This window comes from Devosia sp., from assembly GCF_035944845.1.
Classification (GTDB): domain Bacteria; phylum Pseudomonadota; class Alphaproteobacteria; order Rhizobiales; family Devosiaceae; genus Devosia_A.
The window spans coordinates 71,842-91,204 of the sequence record NZ_DASZAW010000109.1; the positions used below are offsets into that span (position 1 = coordinate 71,842).

Here is a 19,363-nt window from a genome sequence, read left to right on the forward strand (position 1 = left end):
CCCCCCCACCCTGTCCCTCCCCCGCAAGGGGGGAGGAGACCAAAACACTGGCGTCAGCGTGAGCGTCTCCCTCCCCCTTGCGGGGAGGGGACAGGGGTGGGGGTACTCTTTTCGCACCAGCCTGTCCCGCGCTGCCTCGCACCACCCACCGGAACCCAGAACCGCCCGCTGCGATTTAGTGTCACCGGGCCTTTCCATTGAATGGCACCGGCGACACACTATGTGCTTGTAATCGCAGCAACCCGGCCCTCCCATGTCCGCTCCCGTCGTCGATGCCAAAGGCATCAACCTGCACCTGAAGAGCGGCGCGACGTCGCTGCACATCCTCAGGGACGTCGACCTCACACTGCAGCCCGGTGAAGTGACCGCCATTGTCGGGCCATCTGGCAGCGGCAAGACCTCATTGCTGATGGTGCTCTCCGGGCTCGAACAGGCGAGTTCCGGCGCCATCACCGTCGCGGGCACCGACATCGCGAAGCTCAATGAAGACCAGCTCGCCATCTTCCGGCGCAACGCGCTGGGCATCCTGTTCCAGAACTTCCACCTCATCCCCTCGCTCACCGCTCTCGAGAATGTCGCCCTCACCCTCGAAATAGCCGAGCCATCGCTGCCCTGGGCCGAAATCCAGAGCCGCGCCGCCGCCGCACTCGGCGATGTCGGGCTGGGCGCCCGCCTGACCCATCTGCCGAGCGCACTGTCCGGTGGCGAGCAACAGCGTGTCGGCCTCGCCCGCGCCATCGTCGGCAACCCGAAGCTGCTGTTGGCCGATGAACCCACCGGCAATCTCGACCAGGAAACCGGCGCCCATGTCATCGAGCTGATGTTCGGCATCGCCCGCGAACGTGGTGCCGCCATCCTGCTCATCACTCACGATCCCTCGCTTGCCGCCAAGGCGGATCGCCAGTTGCGCATGAACGAGGGCCATCTCAGCGAGCGGGTGCCGGCGTGAGTGCCGTTGCCGCGACGCTGCGCGGCTGGCTGCGGGTCGCGCTGAAAGACCTGCGCGGCGACCTCCGCCGTTTCACTATCCTCTTGGCCTGCCTGGCGCTCGGCGTCGGCACCATCACGCTAGTCGGCTCGGTGGGCGCGGCGCTGCAATCGGCACTGCTACGCGATGCCCGCACCCTGCTCGGCGGCGATATCGAGGCCCAGCTCTCCTATCGCGCCGCTAACCCCGAGGAGCGGCAGGCGTTCGAGCGGTTGGGCAAGCTCGGCGAGGTGATCGAGGTGATGGGGCGCGGCGACGCCGGCGACCTCAACAGCTTCCTCGCCATCCGCGCCGTCGATGCCAACTATCCGCTGATCGGGACGGTTACCGTAAAGGATGCCGAGGCGCCCCTGCCCGAGTTGCTCGCCCCCCGCGGCGATGGCAGCTTCGGCCTCGTCGCCGACCAGTTGCTGCTCGATCGGCTGGGCCTGAAGCTCGGCGACCAGCTCACCATCAGCGACGCCAGCTTCACCCTCACCGGCATCATCGGCACCGAACCCGACCGCATCACCGCGGGCCTGCAGTTCGGTCTCCCCGTGCTGATGTCGGTCGAAGCGCTCAACGCCACCGGCATCCTCGCCCCCGGAGTCCTCGCCAGCTACCGCTACAAGATCCTCCTCCCCGGCACCGACCCCGATGCGGCGATGGAGGCGATCAAGACGGAGTTCCCCAAGGCCGGCTGGAAGCTGGCCGGCCCCAAGGATGCCACGGCTGACCTGGCGCGCTTCTTCGACATGTTCGCGCGCTTCCTTACGATCGTCGGCTTGTCCTCGCTGCTGGTCGGCGGGCTCGGCGTTTCCAACGCCATTTCGGCCTATGTCACCGAACGCCAGCGCTCCATCGCCACCATGAAGGCGCTCGGCGCCACCGGCCCACGCATCCTCGTCCACTTCCTCACCCAGGTGATGCTGCTGACGCTTGCCGGCATCATTTTGGGTCTGTTGCTCGGCACGTTCCTCACCATGGTGCTGTTGCCGATCCTCGGTGGCCTGCTCGGCCTCGGGCTGCCGCCGGTGGTCGACCCGGTGACGCTGTGGACCGCCGCCGGCTTCGGCGCCCTCACCGGCTTCGCCTTCGGCTACCTGCCATTGCGCCGCGCCGAAAAGCTGAAACCGGCTTTGCTGTTCCGCTCAGCCGGCTCGGCCGTAGAGGGCGGGCTCGGCTGGCGCGACCTGCTGAAGCCGGGCCTGTGGCTGCCGCTCGGGCTCGCCGCGGCCGGCATCTATGGGCTTGCCGCCTTCACCACCGGCAGGCCGCTATTGGTGCTGTGGTACGCCGTCGGCATCTTCCTCGCCTTCCTGATCCTCCGCGGCGCCGCCGCGTTGTTGCAGCGCAGCCTCAGGCTGATCCCGCCGCTTTCCAACGCGGCGCTGCGCAACGCCATCAAATCGATCTGGCGCCCCGGCGCCCCCGCCCCGGTGGTGATCCTGTCACTCGGGCTCGGCCTCGCTCTCCTGCTGTTGATCGCGCTGATCGACGGCAACCTCCGCCACCAGTTGGCCCGCGAGTCGATCCCCAATGCCCCGAGCTTCGTGTTCATGGATCTGTTCGACGACGAGGTGGAGGCGCTGAAGCAATTTTCCGTCGGCGACAAATCGGTCGAGACGTTCTCGTCATTGCCCATGGTCACCGGCGCCATCGAAGCGATCAACGACACCCCGATCGGCGAGCTCAACCGCAAGCCACCCGCCGAGTTCGCCTTCGTTCTCGAAGGTGAAATTCCGCTCTCCGCCTCCGACACCCTTCCCGATCAGTCGACCATCACCGAAGGCAGCTGGTGGCCTTCCGGCTTTATCGGCCCGCCCGAGGTTTCGGTGTTCCAGCGCCTGAAGGAGCCGCTGGGCCTGAAGCTCGGCGACATCCTCACCTTCCGCATCTTCGGCGAACCGGTGAAGGTGAAGATCGGCAGCTTTCGCGATTATGCCTGGCGCTCGGGCAGCGTGAATTTCGGCTTCGTGCTGTCGCCCAATGCCCTCGCCGATTACCCGCTGAGCTATCTCGGCCTGCTGAAGGCCGTCCCCGGTGCCGAAGGCGCGGTGCAACAGCGGCTCGTCGCCGAGTTTCCCGACCTGCTGTTCCTGCCCGTCGGCGAAGCGCTCGAAACCTTTGCTGCCATCCTCGCCAACGTCACCACCGCCGTCGAGGTGATCGGCGGCCTAGCCGTGGTCAGTGGCGTGCTGGTGCTCGCCGGCGCCATGGCCGCGGGGCGCAAGCAACGCGAGTCCGACGCCGTGGTAATGAAAGTGCTGGGAGCCACCCGCGGCGACGTCGTGCGGGCCTATCTCGTCGAATACGGCCTGCTCGGGTTGCTCGCCGCCACGCTGGCAGCGCTGCTCGGCCTCGCCGGCACCTGGGCCTTCGTCGAGTTCGTGCTGGAGATCGACTTCTGGGCCGATGCGGCCCTGCTCATCTGGGTTACCGTCGGCACGATCGTCCTCGCCATCGCCGTCGGCATGCTCACCACCTGGTCAGCGCTCTCCACCCGCCCGGCGAGCTTCCTGCGCGAGGAATGATCGACTAAGCGCTTCGTGGTTGCGCTTTCCCGAAGGTTAGGTTCCAGCTCTCGCCCCACCCACCGGGTCATTCCCGCGAAAGCGGGAACCTCTGCTTTCTGGCCTACGGCACCATCGCAAACGGAGATCCCCGCTTTCGCGGGGATGACACCGCGGGTAGTGCAGTTCGTCCGCGAAATGCTCTACCGTCCCGCAAGAACGGAGACCGCCATGCGCCGACTGCTTCTCGCCTTCACCCTGCTGCTCGCGCCCACCGTGCAAGCCGCCGAGCCGCAGATCGAGGAGGTTCGTGCTGCCTGGGCCGCCTGCACGGCGCTGCTCGAAACCGCGCCGAACGACTGGACCGGCTGGCGCCGCAATTTCGATGGCGGGTATTCCGACCATTTCGAGTTCCACGATGGTGGCGACGATGCCCCCTCGGTGCTGGTGCAGACCTGGTTGATCGACGCCATCGCCACCCAGACCGACACCTCCTGCTTCCGCCCAGACGGCAGCCTCGCCTTCATCTATTCGGCGATGGTCTCCCCCAACGTCGCCGAGGGCGCCAGCGGCCCCGCCATCACCCGCGAGGGGCGCCTCTACTTCGCCCCCGATGGCCACCTGCTGCAACTGCTGAAGCGCATCACCGAAGACGGCAAACAAGTGGCCGCGATCGACAACGACAAGTACCAGCTCGCCCGCGGCTGCGGCCTCACCGCACCGCACGCCACGGTCGACGACGTCCGCTCGCATCTGATCGCCGAACTCGGCGACATCGAGGGCACGCGCGGCAAGTACGAGACGGAACCGCTGGATTGGTGTGGGATGGAAGTGGAGTAGCCGGGTTCCCGATCGGCCACGCTCCGGCTGTCATCCCAGCGAAGCGGGCCCACCAGACGGCGCCCCAAACTCGGTGTCATCCCTGCGAAAGCAGGGACCCAACTCGCCGCAGCGCAAGCGGATAGATGGGTCCCAGCTTTCGCTGGGATGACAGCCGGTGGGTGGGCACGACCATAACGTAGGGCGCATAGGCCTGCACCAGGATGACGGCCGGTTTATGCGGCTAACCCGGGGCGCGTAGCTCTCACCCCCTAGTCCGGCTGCCCGCCCACCTTGGTCACCGCCGCCGACCCCGCCTCGATCCCCCGCCTCAGGCAGGTTTCGAGATCGACGCCGCGCAATTCCGCCGAAACGAACGCCGCGGCGAAGGCATCGCCCGCGCCCGTCGTATCGACCACCTTCACCGCCGGCGCCGGCAGCTTCAGCTTGACACCCGATGCATCGCCCACCGCGGCGCCACCGGCGCCGAGCTTGATGACCACGCGCCCGTAGTTCGGACCCAGCACGCGCATCTGCGCCTCGAGATTATCGGTGCCCGCCAGCGCCACCGCCTCGTCGGCATTGGCGAACAGCGTCGAAAACCCCTTGGTCCACTCGAGGAACCTGTCGGCCCCGACCTCCTCGACGAACCCAACGGACGCTGCGTCCACCGCCACCGGGATGCCGCGCGATTGCGCTTCGCCAGCCATCCAGCGCGCCGCATGCCGCGGCTTTTCCGCGAACAGCGAATAGCCGGAAACCAGCACGTAGCGCGTCTCTTCGAGCAGCCACACCGGCATGTCGGAATGGGAGAGATCGAGGTTCGCCCCTCGATCGGTGAGAAAGCTCCGCTCGCCCTCCGCATCGACGATGACCACCAGAATGCCTGACGGCTTGACGGGATCGGCGATCAGCACCGGATCGACATGGAAGCCGCGCAGATACGCCTCGAGATGCGGCTTGTCGCGCGCCCCGACGCGGGCGACGAAGCTGACGGGCGTGCCCATCGAGCCCAGCCATACCGCCTGGTTGGCGCCCGAGCCGCCCGGGCGCTGCGTGATCTGCGCCCGCCGGTCCGAGCCGCGCACCAGCGGCCCCTCGGGTATCACGATGACGTCGGTCATCACGTCGCCGATGACGATGACCCGGCCGGTGCTGTCGCTCATTTCTTCAGCTTTGCCAGAGCCACTGCGATTTCCGACGCCACGCGCGCATTGTTCTCGACCAGGGCGATATTGGCGACCAGACTCTTGCCGTCGGTCAACTCGAAGATCCGCTTCAACAGGAACGGCGTCAGCTCCTTGCGGCTCACCCCTTCCTTTTCGGCACCCTTGATCGCCTCGTTGATCCGGCCTTCGATCTCATCCTTGTCGAGCGCCGCGCTCTCGGGGATCGGATTGGCGACCAGCACGCCGCCGAGCCCCAGCGCGAATTGCAGCGCGATCACCTTGGCGGCGTCCTTGCCGCTCTCCACCCGGTGGTCGACCTTGCCGCCCGACTGGCGGGCCCAGAACGCCGGGAAGTCTGCGGTCTGGAAACCCAGCACCGGCACGCCCTTGCTCTCCAGAACTTCCAGCGTTTTCGGGATATCGAGGATCGACTTGGCGCCCGCACACACCACCGCCACCTGGGTACGGCCGAGCTCGTCGAGGTCGGCCGAGATGTCGAAGGTGGTCTCGGCGCCGCGATGCACGCCGCCGATGCCGCCGGTGGCGAACACCTGGATGCCCGCAGCCTCCGCCGCCATCATCGTCGTCGCGACGGTGGTGCCGGCGACTTCCCCCGAGGCAAGCAGCGCCGCCACATCGCGGCGCGATGCCTTGGCGGCCTTGCCGCCGGTCTGCGCCAGCCGCTCGAGATCCTTGGCCGTCACGCCGACCTTGAACTTGCCATCCATGATGGCGATCGTCGCCGGCACGGCGCCGTGCTTTTCGATCACTGCCTCGACATTCTGCGCCATCTCGAGATTCTGCGGATACGGCATGCCGTGGGTGATGATGGTGGATTCGAGCGCCACCACCGGCTGGCCGGCGTCCAGCGCCTTCTTGACCGCGGGCGAGATGGAGAGGTGCTTCTTGAGGCTCAAGGGATGCTCTTTCGGTACGAGGCTTTGCCCCCACTTGAACCGAAATCGTCCGGAGTTCAACTCCCGGGAAGCCGGCGCGAGCCGACCCCCACCGGCGGCCCGCATTCGACCCTTCGTCGCGCGCCCAAAATGCCCCCAAAACCCTTGCCCCAGTTCGGAATTCCCACTAGGTTTCCGCCCGGCCGAAGGCTTGTCGCGAGGGGTCACGTCGCTGCTTACTGTCATTGTTGATCCGGAGCCTCCACCGGATCGATGCGCGCCCGGCTCCGGGCACATTGCGAACCCGAATTTTCCCGGCGCGATATCCGCGCTGCTTGGCCTACCCTCCCGCGTACGCGCTCCCCGACATCTTCACCACCTGAGCCGTCCGAACCCATTCATCGCTATTCGCCGGGCCCCGCGCCCACGATCCATCAACGGGCGCCACACGCGACCCGACTATGAGGCATGACCGCTGGCCACCCGCGGTACTGATCAAGGAGAGAACACCCATGCACAAACCGATGCTCATCGCCAAAATTACCGCGGCTTTGGGAGCGCTGCTCGTCGCTGCCCCCGCCCTGGCGCAGGACAATGTGGTCAACATCTACAACTGGTCGGACTACATCGCCGAAGACACCATCGCCAATTTCGAGGCCGAAACCGGCATCAAGGTGAACTACGACGTCTACGACAATAACGAGATCGTCGACGCCAAGCTGCTGGCCGGCAATTCCGGCTACGACATCGTGGTTCCCTCGGGCAGCTTCCTCGAACGCCAGATCAAGGCCCGGCTCATCCTGCCGCTCGACAAGTCGAAGTTGACGAACCTGGGCAATCTCGATCCGGCAGTAATGGCGACGGCCACCTCGCAGGATCCGGACAACGCCCACGGCGTGCCCTACATGATCAACACCATCGGGCTCGGCTACAACGTCGCCAAGGTGAAGGCAGCGCTCGGCGATGCTGCACCGGTCGACAGCTGGGACCTGCTGTTCAAGCCGGAGGTGGTCGCCAAGCTCAAGGATTGTGGCGTCGCCGTGCTCGACAGCCCGTCGGAAGTCACCGGCATCGCGCTGCATTATCTCGGGCTCGATCCGAACTCGGAAAGCGAGGAAGACCTGGCCAAGGCCGAGGCGCTGCTCACCAGCATCAAGCCGTCGATCCGCTACTTCCACTCGAGCCAGTACATCGACGACCTGGGCAACGGCGAAATCTGCCTGGCGCTGGGCTATTCGGGCGACATCTTCATTGCCGCCGATGCCGCGGCCCAGGCCGCGCAGGGCAACGAGATCACCTACCTGATCCCCAAGGAAGGCGCCGCGACGCTGTTCGATTTCCTCGCCATCCCGGCCGATGCCCCGCATCCGGACAACGCCCTGAAGTTCATCAACTACATCCTCGAGCCCAAGGTCGTGGCGGCGATCACCAACTACGTGTTCTACGCCAACCCGAACGTACCGGCGCTGGAGTTCGTGGACGAGGCAGTGAAGTCGAACCCCGGCATCTATCCGCCGGCTGAGACCATCGCCAAGGCCTTCGTGATGAAGGCGCACTCGCCTGAGTTCGAAGAGGTCTTGACCCGGACCTGGACGCGCATCAAAACCGGTCTGTAACTTTCCTTTGGGGGGCGGCATTCGCTGCCCCCTTCAGTCTTTCCCAGGTGCCGCATGGCCAAGAAGCCGCAGCTCGCCATCGACACGCGCCCCTGGCGCGATCCGTCGGCCAAGCCGTTTGTGCGCATCCGCAACGTCTCGAAGAAATTCGGCGACGTCTCGGCGGTGCACGAAGTCTCGCTCGACATCTACAAGTCCGAGCTGTTCTGCCTGCTCGGCGGCTCGGGCTCGGGGAAGTCGACGCTGCTGCGGATGCTTGCCGGCTTCGAGCAGCCGACCTCCGGCACCATCGAAATCGACGGCCAGGACATGACGGCGGTGCCGCCCTACCAGCGTCCGGTCAACATGATGTTCCAGTCCTATGCGCTGTTCCCGCATATGAATGTCGAACAGAACATCGCCTACGGGCTGAAGCGCGATAACATGCCGCGCGCCGAGATCGCCGACCGCGTCGCGGAGCTCTTGAGTCTCGTCAAGCTCCAGGACTACGGCAAGCGCAAACCGAGCCAGTTGTCGGGCGGCCAGCGCCAGCGCGTCGCGCTTGCCCGCTCGCTGGCCAAGCGCCCGAAACTGCTGCTGCTCGACGAACCGCTCGGCGCGCTCGACAAGAAGCTGCGCGAAGAAACCCAGTTCGAACTGGTCAAGATCCAGGAATCGCTCGGCGTCACCTTCATCGTCGTCACCCACGACCAGGAAGAAGCGATGACGCTCGCCACCCGTATCGGGGTGATGAACCAGGGCGAGATCGCCATGATCGGCGAGCCGCACGACATCTACGAGTTCCCCAACTCGCGGTTCGTTGCGAGCTTCATCGGCTCGGCCAACATGGTCGAGGGCATCGTCACCGAGGACGAGCCGGATCATGTCCGCATCCGCTCGCCTGAACTCGGCTGCGACATCTATGTCGGCCACGGCGTCGACTGCGCGCCCGACCAGATCCTGTGGTGGGCCATCCGCCCCGAGAAGATGATGTTGAGCCGTGAGAAGCCCGAGGCGCTGCACGACGCCAACGTCACCAAGGGCGTGGTCGAGGAGATCGGCTACCTGGGCGATATGAGCGTCTACCAGGTGCTGCTCGACAGCGGCAAACGCATCCGCGTCAGTCAGACCAACACGGCGCGCGGCAATCCCGACGCCATCACCTGGGAAGAACAGGTCTACGTCACCTGGGGCGACAGCTCCGGCTCGGTGCTGACGGTATGAACGGGGCCATGCTCCAGCTTGGCCCCCACGCAGTCATTCCCGCGAAAGCGGGAACCTCCGTTTGCGGTGTCTCGCCATGACCCTTGCCGGCAACCAGTTGCCGCCGCCGCGTCGCCTCCGCCCCTGGAGCGGGCTGGAGCGTCGGCTGCGCGACGTCGGCATTTCCGGCCGCACGCTGGTGATCGCCGCGCCGGCGATCTGGTTGACCGTGTTCTTCCTCGTCCCGCTGTTCGTGGTGTTCGGCATTTCGCTCGCCACCAAGCAGTTCGGCCGGCCGCCCTACTCGCCGCTACTGACCACCGAGGGCGGCACCGTGCAGCTGACGCTGCACCTGTCCAACTACCTCAAGCTGTTCACCGATCCGCTCTATGTCGCGGCCTATCTGAGCTCGATCCGCATCGCGCTGATCGCCACGGTGATTACCCTCTTCATCGGCTATCCGATGGCCTATGCCATTGCCCGCGCACCGGACAAATGGCGCAATATCCTGTTGATGCTGGTGATCCTGCCGTTCTGGACGTCGTTCCTGCTCCGCGTCTACGCGCTCAGCGGCTTCATGCGCGGCAATGGCGTGATCAACCAGGTGCTGGCAGTGTTCGGCATCGAGCCCCTGGTGATGATGCAGACCGATTTCGCCGTCTATGTCGGCATCGTCTACACCTACCTGCCCTTCATGATCCTGCCGCTCTACACCACGCTGGTGAAGCTCGACACTTCGCTGCTCGAGGCCTCGGCCGATCTCGGCTCGCGCCCGTGGCAGACCTTCCTCTCCGTCACCCTGCCGCTGTCGCTGCCGGGCATTGTCGCCGGGTCCATGCTGGTATTCATTCCGGCGATCGGCGAGTTCGTCATTCCCTCGCTGCTCGGCGGCCCCGAGACGCTGATGATCGGGCGCGTCTTGTGGGACGAGTTCTTCGGCGCCACCAACTGGCCGCGCGCCGCGGCGGTTGCCGTCGCCATGCTGGTGGTCGTCGTCATTCCCATCCTGCTGCTGCAGAAGGCGCAGGATGCCGTGGTCGAGAAGGGCAAGTAGATGCGGCGGGGCTGGTTCCTTCCTATCGCGGCGACGCTCGGCTTCGCCTTCCTCTATCTGCCGATCATCTCGCTGGTGGTGTTCTCGTTCAACGAGAGCCGTCTGGTGACGGTGTGGTCGGGGTTTTCGACCAAGTGGTATGGCGAGTTGTTCGCCGATCCGCAGATGCTGGGCGCCGCCTGGCTGAGCCTCCGCATCGCGTTCTTTTCCGCCAGCTTCGCGCTGGTGCTGGGCACGCTCTGCGCCATCGCCCTGGTGCGCTTCAAGCGCTTCCGCGGCCGCACCGTACTCGCCGGCACGGTCTCGGCGCCGCTGGTGATGCCCGATGTGATCACCGGCCTGGCCCTGCTCTTGCTGTTCGTCGGCATGGAGTCGATCTTCGGCTGGCCGGCAGGGCGCGGCATCGTCACCATCATCATCGCCCACACCACGTTCTGCATGGCCTACATCACCGTGGTGGTGCAGTCGCGCCTCTCCGACCTCGACCTGAGCCTCGAGGAAGCGGCGATGGACCTCGGCGCCACGCCTTTCCGCGTGTTCTTCGACATCACCCTGCCGATCATCGCGCCGGCACTGGTCTCGGGCTGGCTGCTCGGTTTCACCCTGTCGCTGGACGACCTGGTGATCGCCAGCTTCGTTTCGGGTCCGGGCTCGTCGACCCTGCCGATGGTGATCTTTTCCAAGATCAAGCTCGGCGTCTCGCCCGACGTCAACGCCCTCGCCACCATCATCATCGGCATCGTGGCGCTCGGCGTCCTCGGCGCCACCATCATCGGCCTGCGCGGTAGCAGCAGGGCCAAACGGGCCTGAGATTTAGCGGACGGGGAGCACCCTTCCCTTCGAAGGCCGGTTGAGGGGTGAAGCGGTGCAACGAGCGCTCCCACCTGCCCCCATCTCGGTTTCGCCTTTGTGCCTGCTTGCGCGGCGGGGCTCACAGGTCTATGTGAGCGATTGTCGGCTGACGTCTCGGCCGGCAAGTTCTCAGGGCGGGGTGCAACTCCCCACCGGCGGTAGATGGGTGAAAGCCCAAAGCCCGCGAGCGCCTTGTGGCTTCCGCCACAGGGGTCAGCAGATCCGGTGTAACTCCGGAGCCGACGGTATAGTCCGGATGAAAGAGAACGGGATTTACGCTGGCTCTGCCGGCGCGGCCCCTCATTGCAGAGGGTTTCCGCGTCGCCATTCCCCATCGCGATTCCCCGTAACCCTGAGGAAACAGGCTACGGAAAGGATCGTTTGATGAGCCAGGTTTCCTCGACTACCAACTCCGCCGCTACCACCGGCGCCATCTTCATGCTGGTCGCCGCTGTCGCTTTCGCCGGCTCCAATGTGTTGCAGTCGGTGCTGCCTACCCCCGTCGAGTATGGCGGCTTCGGCATGGCGTCCACCGGCATGGTGTTCTGGCAGTACCTGATCGCCGGCGTAATCAGCCTGCCGCTGATCTTCCGCATCGGCATCGACAAGCTGCGCACCAGCCACCCGCTGGCGCACGAGATCCGCGCCTTCGTCTCGGCGCTCGGCGCCCACGTCTTCGTTTATGGTTTCGCCTCGGGCGTGCCGATCTGGCAGATGGTCACCCTGCTCGCCGCCGGCCCGCTGTTCATCATCCTCGGCTCGACCATCTTCCTCGGCGAACGCGCCTCCGCCGCCCGTCTCGTCGCGGCGCTGGTCGGTTTCACCGGCGCCATCATCGTCTCCGGCGTCGGCAGCGAGAGCCTCGGCTGGCACACCCTGATCCCGATCGCTGCCGCGGCGCTCTGGGCCACCACCGATGTGCTCACCAAGTACCTGACGCTGCAGGGCGAGAGCCCCGAAACGCTGACCATCTCGCTCCTGGTGCTGGTGACCCCGAACCACCTGCTGATCCTCCTGGTCGTCAACGCACTGAGCTGGCTGGTGCCGGGGCTGCTGCCCGCTGGCCTTGCCACTGGCTTCCCGTTCGCGCTCCCGACCGGCGATGGGCTGTGGCTGCTGGCCCTGCTCGGCGTCCTAACTGGCCTCGCCCAGTACCTGATGGCCTTCGCCTACAAGACCGCCGACGCCACCTACCTGCAGCCCTTCGCCGACCTCAAGGTACCGCTCAGCGCGCTGGTCGGCTGGATCGCCCTGGGGCAGATGCCGTCGGTCTGGTTCTGGCCGGGCGCGGCGTTGATCGTCGCGGCCTCGGTGTTCATCTACTGGGTCGAGAGCCGCAACCGCACCCCGACCCTCGCCACCGCCTGAGGCCGCTGCACGCCCTCAGGCCCCGGGGCCGCCGTGACTGCGGCCCCCGCGGCGACGGCCCTCGGCGAGGCCTACCTCGTCCGGAGCCGTCGTCCGCTCGTTTCCGACCGATAGAGACAGCCCCTCCCGGCCTCCTTCTTGAAGGCGGAGATGAAGAGTCGAGGCTCTGTCTTGGATCGTGCCAGACGCACCGGCAGGCACCTCCCCCTTCAAGGGGGAGGATGGGAGGGGGAAGTCTCTCTCAGTCGACTTCCACCAACCGCCCTTCGCGATGCGACTGCGCCATCGCGTGCACCGCCCGCTCGATCTCAAGCCCCTGCTCGAACCCGACGATCTGCGCCGCCCCATCGCCGCCAATCGCCTTCAGCAGTTCGTGGCACTCGATGATCTTCAGCTCGTTGAACCCCAACCCGTGCCCCGGCGCAGGAATGAACCGGTCGTATGGTGCGTGCACCGGCGCGGTGAGGATGGTGCGGAACCCCTGCTCCGCCGCGTGGTCGCGGGCCTCGAACAGCTGGAACTCGTTCATCCGCTCCTGATCGTAGGCGATGCTGCCTTTCGAACCGAAGATCTGCACCGCGATCCGCCCCTTTCGTCCCCAGGCCGAGCGATCGAGCGCCATCACGCCCGACGCACCATTCCTGAGCTCGAGCAGCACCGAGGCAATGTCCCAGGTCTCGACCGCCCGTCGCCCGCCATCGCGGCTCGGCCGGTCGGCATAGGGTTTTGACAGCTGCGCCATCACCCGGGTCACGCCGCCGAACAGGAACTGCATCAGGCTCAGGGGGTGCACGCCGAAATCGTCGAGCGCGCCGTAGCCGGACGACGCCTCGCTCTTCCAGTAGAACAGCGCCTCGGGGTCGGCCATGAAGTCCTCGTCCATTTCGAAACGGACATGGTTCACCACCCCGATGGCGCCTTCGTCGAGCAGCTTCCTGATGTGCCGGATCACCGGGTTCTGGATGTAGTTGTAGCCGAGCGCCGTGACCTTGCCGGAGGCCCGCGCTGCCACGACCATGCGCTCGGCCTCGGCGTACCCGACGGCCATCGGCTTTTCGCACCAGACATGCTTGCCGGCCTCCAGCGCTGCGATCGCCATCTCGGCGTGAAAGGCGTTCGGCGTCGTCACCGACACCACCTCGACCTCCGGATCGGCAATCAGCGCCCGCCAGTCCGAGGTGGATTTCTCGAACCCGAACTCCTCGGCCCGCCGCGCCGCCAGTTCCGGTGACACTTCCGCCAAGTGGACCAGCCTGGGCTTGGGCCCATCCCCGAACACCGGCTTCACCCCGTTCCAGGCCAGCGCATGGCACTTGCCCATATAGCCCGTGCCGATCAGACCGACGCCGATGGTTGTCATTTGACCCCTCTTCATTCTGAGTGCTTGGCGCCCCTCACCCCGCGGCGAGGCCTTCGGTCTCTCCGCCGCCCTCTCCCCAGAGGGGCGAGGGGGCGATGTGGCACTGCCGGTGCAAAGTGCGTCCCCTCGCCCCTCTCGGGAAAGGGTGAGGGGCGCCAAGCACACCGGCCCCCAAGAAAACGCCCGAAGCCCTTGCGGACCCCGGGCGCCAGGCGCTCTGGAGGAGAGCTTACTTGTAGTCCGCGGCATTGTCCTTGGTGACCAGCACCGTGCCGGTATCGATCCACGGCTCGAGCGTCTTGCCGGCCTTGAGGTCGACCAGCGCCTGGATGCCGAAGCCGCCCATATTGCCGGGCGCCTGCGCAATGGTTGCCGCCATGTCGCCGGCAAGGATCGCCGCCGCCGCATCGGGGTTGGCGTCGAAGCCGACAATGGTGATGTCGGTACGGGCCGCGGCCTTCACCGCTTCCGAAGCACCCAGCGCCATATTGTCGTTCGAGCCGAAGATGCCCTTGATGTTGGGATTGCCGGCGAGAATGTTCTCGGTCACCGACAGGCCCTTGGCGCGGTCCCACTCGGCAGTCTGCTCGGCGACGACCTTGAGGCCGCAATCGGTGAGACCCTTCTTCGAGCCGTCGGCGCGGGCCTGCCCGGTCGACTGCGAGATCAGCCCCTGCAGGATCGCCACTTCCGAGCCGGCCGCGAGGTTGTCGCACAGGTACTTGGCAGCGAGCGCGGCGCCCACTTCGTTGTTGGTGCCGATGAAGGTGACGCCTTCATTGGTGCCGCGCGTATCGACGAACACCACCGGGATGCCGGCGGCCTTGGCCGCGTCCACCACCGGAGCGAGCGCGTTCGGATCGGTCGGCGCCAGGGCGATGCCCTCCACCTTCTGCGCGATCAGGTCTTCGATCTGGGTGATCTGCGCCTGCACATCGGATTCGGCCGGCGGCGCCACGACGATCACTTCGACGCCGAGTTCGGCGGCCTTGGCCTTGGCGCCGGCTTCCACCGCCGCCCAGAACGGATTGCCGGCGCCCGGGCCCTTCATGCCCAGCACATAGGCGGCATTGGCCGACCCGGCCATGGCGAGCAGCGCACTCAGCGCAACGCCCGTAAGCAGCAGTTTCTTCATGGGTTTTGGTCCTCCCTGACCATTTACTGTCTCCGTTCCCTTCGAGACCCCGGCCGGGAGACACGGCCTGGCTCAAACCCCAGTTATCTGCGGACGGCGGCGCGCCGCCGCAGCACGTCGATATAGACGGCGATGATGATGACGAGGCCGATCAGGATCTGCTGCCAGAACGCCGAGACATTGTTGATGTTGAGCCCGTTGCGGAGGATCCCCATGATCAGCACACCCGCCAGCACCCCGAGCACCGTGCCGCGCCCGCCGAAGAACGAGGCGCCGCCGATGATCACCGCGGCAATGGCGTCGAGCTCGATGCCGATGCCCGCGTTGGGGAAACCGCTATCGGTGCGCCCGGCGAGCAAGAGGCCCGAGAGCCCGGCCATGAAGCCCGAGATCATGTAGACCACCACGAGGGTCTGATCGACATTGATGCCGGAGACCCGCGCCGCATGCGGATTGCCGCCGATGGCGAAGATGTGCCGGCCCATATTGGTCTTTTCCAGGAAGAACCACAGCCCGAAGGCGCAAACCGCGACGAGGATCAGGCTTGCCGGAATGCCCGCCGGCGGGGCCAGGCCGAGCCCGAAATAGGCTTGGCCGATATAGCGCACCTCCGGCTGCAGCCCCGAAATCGGCGCGCCGTTGGAGATGAGGTAAGTGAGCCCGCGCGCCACGTTCAGCGTGCCCAGCGTCATGATGAACGGATGCGGCAGCTTCAGCACCGTCAGCCCGACGCCGTTCACCCAGCCGACCAGCAGCCCGATGGCGGGCCCGATCAGCAGAACGACGGGCCACGGCACCCCTGCCTTGCTGGCAACCGCCAGGCAGACCATCGAAAGACCCATGATCGAGCCGACGCTCAGATCGATGCCGGCGGTGACGATCACCACGTACATGCCGAGCGCCAGGAGCGCCAGCGAGGCGTTCTGCTTGAGGATATTGGTGAGGTTCTGCGCCGACAGGAACACATCGGGCTTGATGGCAGCGAGCACCGCCATCATCACCACGACGACGAGAATGATGCCGTAGACCTCGAGGAATTTCGACATGCCGGGGCCACGCAGCGAGAACCCGGATTTGGTGGCGGGGGTGTCGCTCATGATGCTGCTCCCACGTCTGCTGGGAGAAAGGCCCCCTCACCCGGTCCTTCGGACCGACCTCTCCCCCAGAGGGAGAGGTGAAGCTGCGGCACTATCTCGCCCACCAACCACCTCTCCCTGGGGGGAGAGGTCGGCGCGTCAGCGCCGGGTGAGGGGGCCTTTTGGAGGAAGGGAGTGCAGCTCATCACCACCCCTCAATGCATGTTGTCATGGGCGAGGGTCGCCGTATGACCCTTGGTGCCCATGATCCAGCCGATGACCTCGTTGCGCGAGGTCTTGCCGAGTTCGGCTTCGGCGAAGTTGGTGCCCTGGTAGAGCGCCATCACCCGATCGCAGCAGTAGAAAATATCGTCCATGCGGTGCGAGATGATGATCACCGCGACGCCGTGCTCTTTGAGCGAACGCACCAGGTCGAGCACCTTGCCCACTTCCTTGATGGCGAGCGCCGCAGTCGGCTCGTCCATGATCACCAGCTTGGCGTCGAAAGCCGTGGCGCGGGCGATGGCGACGGCTTGCCGCTGCCCGCCCGAGAGATCCTCGGTGTTCTGTTCCACCGACTTGACGTGGATGTGCAGCCGATCGAGGTGATCGGAGGCCATCCGCCGGGCCCGCTTGTGATCGACCACGGTGAGCGGCCCGAACTTGGTTCCGGGCTCGCGGCCGAGGTAGATGTTCTCGTAGATCGCCATGTTCCCGGCGAGCGCGAAGTCCTGGTAGACCATCTCGATGCCGAGCTTCTGCGCATCCTTGGGGCTGGAGAATTTCACCGGCGCGCCGTTGAACACCAGTTCGCCCTCTGACGGGGTGAACAACCCGCTGAGGATCTTCATCAGCGTGGATTTGCCGGCGCCGTTGTCGCCGACCACCCCCAGCACCTCGCCCGGCGCCACGTGAAAGTTCACGTCGCGCAGCGCCGTGATGGCTCCGAAATATTTCGATATGCCCCTGGCTTCGAGCAGCATGGCCGCCATGTGCCTTGGTCCTCCCCGACCTAAGCTGCAGCCCGCTCTCGTTGAATGGAACGTATGGTGCTGCATTCCCTGTTGATAGAATGTTTATTCCATTCTAAGTTTGATCGTCAAGCACCATGCGTTCCTAATTGGGCAGTGTTCCTGTTAGGAATCCTGGAAAACCTGATGGCGTCGGCAGAAGGTCATGGACTTCAGCCCTGGTTCTGTTGGACTTTGCCGCCTGAGCCGCTAAGAGGCCGGAATGGACGATGGGGAAATCGAGCTGGACGAGCCGGTGCCGCGGGACTTTCCCGCGCTGCGCGCGCTGATCGCCGCCCGGGCCCCGACCCTGCCCCGCCGCCTGACCCAGGTGGCGAGCTTCGCCCTCGACAACCCCGACGATATCGCTTTCGGCACCGCGGCAAGCGTGGCGCAGCGTTCGGGTGTGCAGCCTTCGACCCTGGTGCGCTTCAGCCAGGCGCTGGGCTACCAGGGCTTTTCCGACCTGCAGGAAGTGTTCCGGGCCCGGCTGCGCGATCGCGTGCCGAGTTACGAAGAGCGGTTGAAGCAGCTGCGCGAGCATGGCGGCAGCAAGAGTGGCCTGCTGCTGCAGGGTTTTGCCGATGCGGCGGAGCGCTCGGTCGCCGACCTCCGTCTCAAGCTCGACCCGGCAACCCTCGATACGGCCGTCGAGATCCTCGCCAAGGCCGAGACCATCTACCTGGTCGGGCTACGCCGCTCGTTCCCCATCACCAGCTACATGGCCTATGCCATGGGCAAGCTCGGCATCCGTAACCTCCTGGTCGACGGCATTGCCGGGCTCGGCGCCGAGCAGATCGGCTTCATCTCGCCGCGCGACGCGGTGCTGGCGATCAGCTTCACCCCCTATGCCAGCGAGACGGTGAACCTCGCCCATGCCGCCAAGGCGCGTCACGCCAAAGTGGTGTCGATCACTGACTCGATCTTTTCGCCCATCGCGCCGATCGCCGACGCCTGGCTCGAGATCGTGGAGGCCGATTTCGAGGGGTTCCGCTCGATGGCGGCGACCATGGCGCTGGCCATGACCTTGACGGTGGCCGTGGCCAGCCGGCGCGGCGAGAGGTAGCGCCAAAACTGCCCCTCACCCGCCTCGCTACGCGAGGCACCCTCTCCCTCAAGGGGAGAGGGGCGGCGTGGGGCAAGATCTCGCCTCTCCTTCCCTCTCCCCTTGAGAGAGGGTGGCCGCGAAGCGGCCGGGTGAGGGGCAGTTCCCGATCAGCCCTTCTTCACCGGATACCCGGTCGCCAGCCCGCCGCCGCCGGCGCCAACCACGGTCTGCTCGAACTCGACGCAGGAGCCGGTCATCGGCGCCGATTCCGGGCCACCGAGAAAGGCGATGAGCCGCGCCACGTCTTCGGGCTTGATCAGCTTGCCGAACGGCCGCGATGCTTCGGCCTTCACCAGCCAGTCATCCGCCGCATCGTGGAAGGTCTTGAGCGTCACGTGCTCTCCAGGCGTGTCAGCCCAGCCGAGAATGATGCCGTTGACCCGGATGCGCATCAGGTTGACGGCATTGGCCGTGTTCTTGGTCAGCGTCATCAGCGCGCCCTTCGAGGCGCTGTAAGCCGCGAGATTGGGCGAGCCGATATAGGCGTTGACCGACAGGATATTGACGATCGTCCCCTCGAGCTTTTCGCGCTGCATCACCTTGATGGCATCCTGCATCAGGAAGAACGGCGCCCGAACATTGATGGCGAACATCCGGTCATAGAGCGCGATATCGGTATCGAGAATGGTGCCTCGATCGGTGAGGCCGGCGATATTGGCAAGAATGTCGACCCGCCCAAACGCCTTGTCGGCAGCAGGGATGACCTGCGCCACCGCTGCCGGATCGGCCAGGTCGGCTTGAACGAAGATCGCCTTGGTGCCGGCATCGCTCAGCGATCTGGCGACCGCCTCGCCCTTGTCGGCCTGCCGGTCGACCAGCACCACGCCGGCCGCCCCGCGCTGTGCCAGCAACCGGGCCGTCGCCTCGCCGATCCCCTGCGCGGCCCCCGTGACAACGGCAATCTTGCCGGCAAATTGGGCAGAGGCATTCTCAGTCATGTCGGGACTCAAATTCTGTAAGGAAAGCGCCCGGACACTAGGGATTTGGGGGGCACGGTGCAAGCGCCAGCGCACAGCGCTACGGCAGTCATCGGCGCCCCACCGGCGTCATCCCCGCGACGACGTATATGCGCTAAGTTCTTGCCCCACCCACCGGCTGTCATCCCAGCGAAAGCTGGGACCCATTCATCCGCTTGCGCTTTGGCGAGTTGGGTCCCTGCTTTCGTGAGGGATGATATCGAGTTTGGGGTGCTGTCCGGTGGCAAGTGCGCCTACGGCGTCCTGCATCGGAGCAGTGGA

The 19,363-nt window shown here is 65.7% G+C and carries 16 protein-coding genes and 1 riboswitch; of the genes, 9 read left to right on the plus strand and 7 right to left on the minus strand.

The features are described 5' to 3' along the window. Positions 1–253: 253 nt before the first annotated feature. The 3 genes from VGV07_RS21535 (at position 254) to VGV07_RS21545 (ending at position 4,320) form a co-directional block, all read left to right on the plus strand. Complete coding sequence (locus tag VGV07_RS21535; RefSeq protein ID WP_326870791.1) at positions 254–949, plus strand: ABC transporter ATP-binding protein; 696 nt, start codon at positions 254–256, stop codon at positions 947–949. Then, positions 946–3,501, plus strand: coding sequence for an ABC transporter permease (locus tag VGV07_RS21540; protein ID WP_326870792.1), 2,556 nt, complete (start codon positions 946–948; stop codon positions 3,499–3,501). Before VGV07_RS21535 ends, VGV07_RS21540 begins: the two co-directional genes overlap by 4 nt. Positions 3,502–3,711: 210 nt before the next feature. Next, a complete protein-coding gene (locus VGV07_RS21545) occupies positions 3,712–4,320 on the plus strand; it encodes a hypothetical protein (RefSeq protein ID WP_326870793.1) in 609 nt (202 codons plus the stop codon). A gap of 251 nt (positions 4,321–4,571) precedes the next feature. On the opposite strand, the gene VGV07_RS21550 is transcribed toward VGV07_RS21545, so the two are convergent. Both VGV07_RS21550 and VGV07_RS21555 read right to left on the minus strand, forming a co-directional pair. After that, positions 4,572–5,465, minus strand: coding sequence for a carbohydrate kinase family protein (locus VGV07_RS21550; RefSeq protein WP_326870794.1), 894 nt, complete (start codon positions 5,463–5,465; stop codon positions 4,572–4,574). Continuing rightward, positions 5,462–6,385, minus strand: a complete 924-nt coding sequence (locus tag VGV07_RS21555) for a pseudouridine-5'-phosphate glycosidase (RefSeq protein WP_326870795.1) — start codon at positions 6,383–6,385, stop codon at positions 5,462–5,464. Before VGV07_RS21555 ends, VGV07_RS21550 begins: the two co-directional genes overlap by 4 nt. A gap of 503 nt (positions 6,386–6,888) precedes the next feature. On the opposite strand from VGV07_RS21555, the gene VGV07_RS21560 reads away from it, so the two are divergent. From VGV07_RS21560 to VGV07_RS21580, 5 genes are all read left to right on the plus strand, one after another. Next, positions 6,889–7,980, plus strand: a complete 1,092-nt coding sequence (locus VGV07_RS21560) for a polyamine ABC transporter substrate-binding protein (protein ID WP_414649987.1) — start codon at positions 6,889–6,891, stop codon at positions 7,978–7,980. Positions 7,981–8,034: 54 nt separating this feature from the next. Next, positions 8,035–9,183, plus strand: a complete 1,149-nt coding sequence (locus tag VGV07_RS21565) for an ABC transporter ATP-binding protein (protein ID WP_326870797.1) — start codon at positions 8,035–8,037, stop codon at positions 9,181–9,183. Between the two features lie 76 nt (positions 9,184–9,259). Beyond that, positions 9,260–10,216 (plus strand): ABC transporter permease subunit, encoded by a 957-nt coding sequence (locus tag VGV07_RS21570; RefSeq protein WP_326870798.1) that lies wholly within the window; start codon positions 9,260–9,262, stop codon positions 10,214–10,216. After that, complete coding sequence (locus tag VGV07_RS21575; RefSeq protein ID WP_326870799.1) at positions 10,217–11,026, plus strand: ABC transporter permease subunit; 810 nt, start codon at positions 10,217–10,219, stop codon at positions 11,024–11,026. Positions 11,027–11,189: 163 nt separating this feature from the next. Next, positions 11,190–11,340: riboswitch (FMN riboswitch) on the plus strand. A gap of 112 nt (positions 11,341–11,452) precedes the next feature. Further along, positions 11,453–12,436, plus strand: coding sequence for a DMT family transporter (locus VGV07_RS21580; protein WP_326870800.1), 984 nt, complete (start codon positions 11,453–11,455; stop codon positions 12,434–12,436). Positions 12,437–12,677: 241 nt separating this feature from the next. On the opposite strand, the gene VGV07_RS21585 is transcribed toward VGV07_RS21580, so the two are convergent. From VGV07_RS21585 to VGV07_RS21600, 4 genes are all read right to left on the minus strand, one after another. Then, positions 12,678–13,796 carry a Gfo/Idh/MocA family oxidoreductase gene (locus VGV07_RS21585; protein WP_326870801.1) on the minus strand — a complete coding sequence of 373 codons (1,119 nt, stop codon included), beginning with the start codon at positions 13,794–13,796 and terminating at the stop codon, positions 12,678–12,680. A gap of 229 nt (positions 13,797–14,025) precedes the next feature. Beyond that, entirely contained in the window at positions 14,026–14,931 is a 906-nt protein-coding gene (locus tag VGV07_RS21590) for a sugar ABC transporter substrate-binding protein (protein ID WP_326870802.1), read from the minus strand. A gap of 83 nt (positions 14,932–15,014) precedes the next feature. Next, entirely contained in the window at positions 15,015–16,028 is a 1,014-nt protein-coding gene (locus tag VGV07_RS21595) for an ABC transporter permease (protein WP_326870803.1), read from the minus strand. A gap of 194 nt (positions 16,029–16,222) precedes the next feature. Continuing rightward, a complete protein-coding gene (locus VGV07_RS21600) occupies positions 16,223–16,999 on the minus strand; it encodes an ATP-binding cassette domain-containing protein (protein ID WP_326870804.1) in 777 nt (258 codons plus the stop codon). 241 nt (positions 17,000–17,240) lie between these two features. Here VGV07_RS21600 and VGV07_RS21605 point away from each other — a divergent pair, with 241 nt between their 5' ends. Further along, the gene (locus VGV07_RS21605) at positions 17,241–18,083 is read left to right on the plus strand and encodes a MurR/RpiR family transcriptional regulator (protein WP_326870805.1); all 843 of its coding nucleotides are present in this window, start codon (positions 17,241–17,243) and stop codon (positions 18,081–18,083) included. Between the two features lie 149 nt (positions 18,084–18,232). Here the strand turns inward: VGV07_RS21605 and VGV07_RS21610 are convergent, their stop codons facing one another. Beyond that, a complete protein-coding gene (locus VGV07_RS21610; RefSeq protein ID WP_326870806.1) occupies positions 18,233–19,063 on the minus strand; it encodes an SDR family oxidoreductase in 831 nt (276 codons plus the stop codon). Positions 19,064–19,363: the final 300 nt, after the last annotated feature.

Coding starts and splice junctions, on each gene's coding strand:
- VGV07_RS21535 (WP_326870791.1), top strand. CDS start 254: ATGTCCGCTCCCGTCGTCGATGCCAAAGGCATCAACCTGCACCTGAAG.
- VGV07_RS21545 (WP_326870793.1), top strand. CDS start 3,712: ATGCGCCGACTGCTTCTCGCCTTCACCCTGCTGCTCGCGCCCACCGTG.
- VGV07_RS21550 (WP_326870794.1), bottom strand. CDS start 5,465: ATGAGCGACAGCACCGGCCGGGTCATCGTCATCGGCGACGTGATGACC.
- VGV07_RS21560 (WP_414649987.1), top strand. CDS start 6,889: ATGCTCATCGCCAAAATTACCGCGGCTTTGGGAGCGCTGCTCGTCGCT.
- VGV07_RS21565 (WP_326870797.1), top strand. CDS start 8,035: ATGGCCAAGAAGCCGCAGCTCGCCATCGACACGCGCCCCTGGCGCGAT.
- VGV07_RS21570 (WP_326870798.1), top strand. CDS start 9,260: ATGACCCTTGCCGGCAACCAGTTGCCGCCGCCGCGTCGCCTCCGCCCC.
- VGV07_RS21575 (WP_326870799.1), top strand. CDS start 10,217: ATGCGGCGGGGCTGGTTCCTTCCTATCGCGGCGACGCTCGGCTTCGCC.
- VGV07_RS21580 (WP_326870800.1), top strand. CDS start 11,453: ATGAGCCAGGTTTCCTCGACTACCAACTCCGCCGCTACCACCGGCGCC.
- VGV07_RS21585 (WP_326870801.1), bottom strand. CDS start 13,796: ATGACAACCATCGGCGTCGGTCTGATCGGCACGGGCTATATGGGCAAG.
- VGV07_RS21590 (WP_326870802.1), bottom strand. CDS start 14,931: ATGAAGAAACTGCTGCTTACGGGCGTTGCGCTGAGTGCGCTGCTCGCC.
- VGV07_RS21595 (WP_326870803.1), bottom strand. CDS start 16,028: ATGAGCGACACCCCCGCCACCAAATCCGGGTTCTCGCTGCGTGGCCCC.
- VGV07_RS21600 (WP_326870804.1), bottom strand. CDS start 16,999: ATGGCGGCCATGCTGCTCGAAGCCAGGGGCATATCGAAATATTTCGGA.
- VGV07_RS21605 (WP_326870805.1), top strand. CDS start 17,241: ATGGACGATGGGGAAATCGAGCTGGACGAGCCGGTGCCGCGGGACTTT.
- VGV07_RS21610 (WP_326870806.1), bottom strand. CDS start 19,063: ATGACTGAGAATGCCTCTGCCCAATTTGCCGGCAAGATTGCCGTTGTC.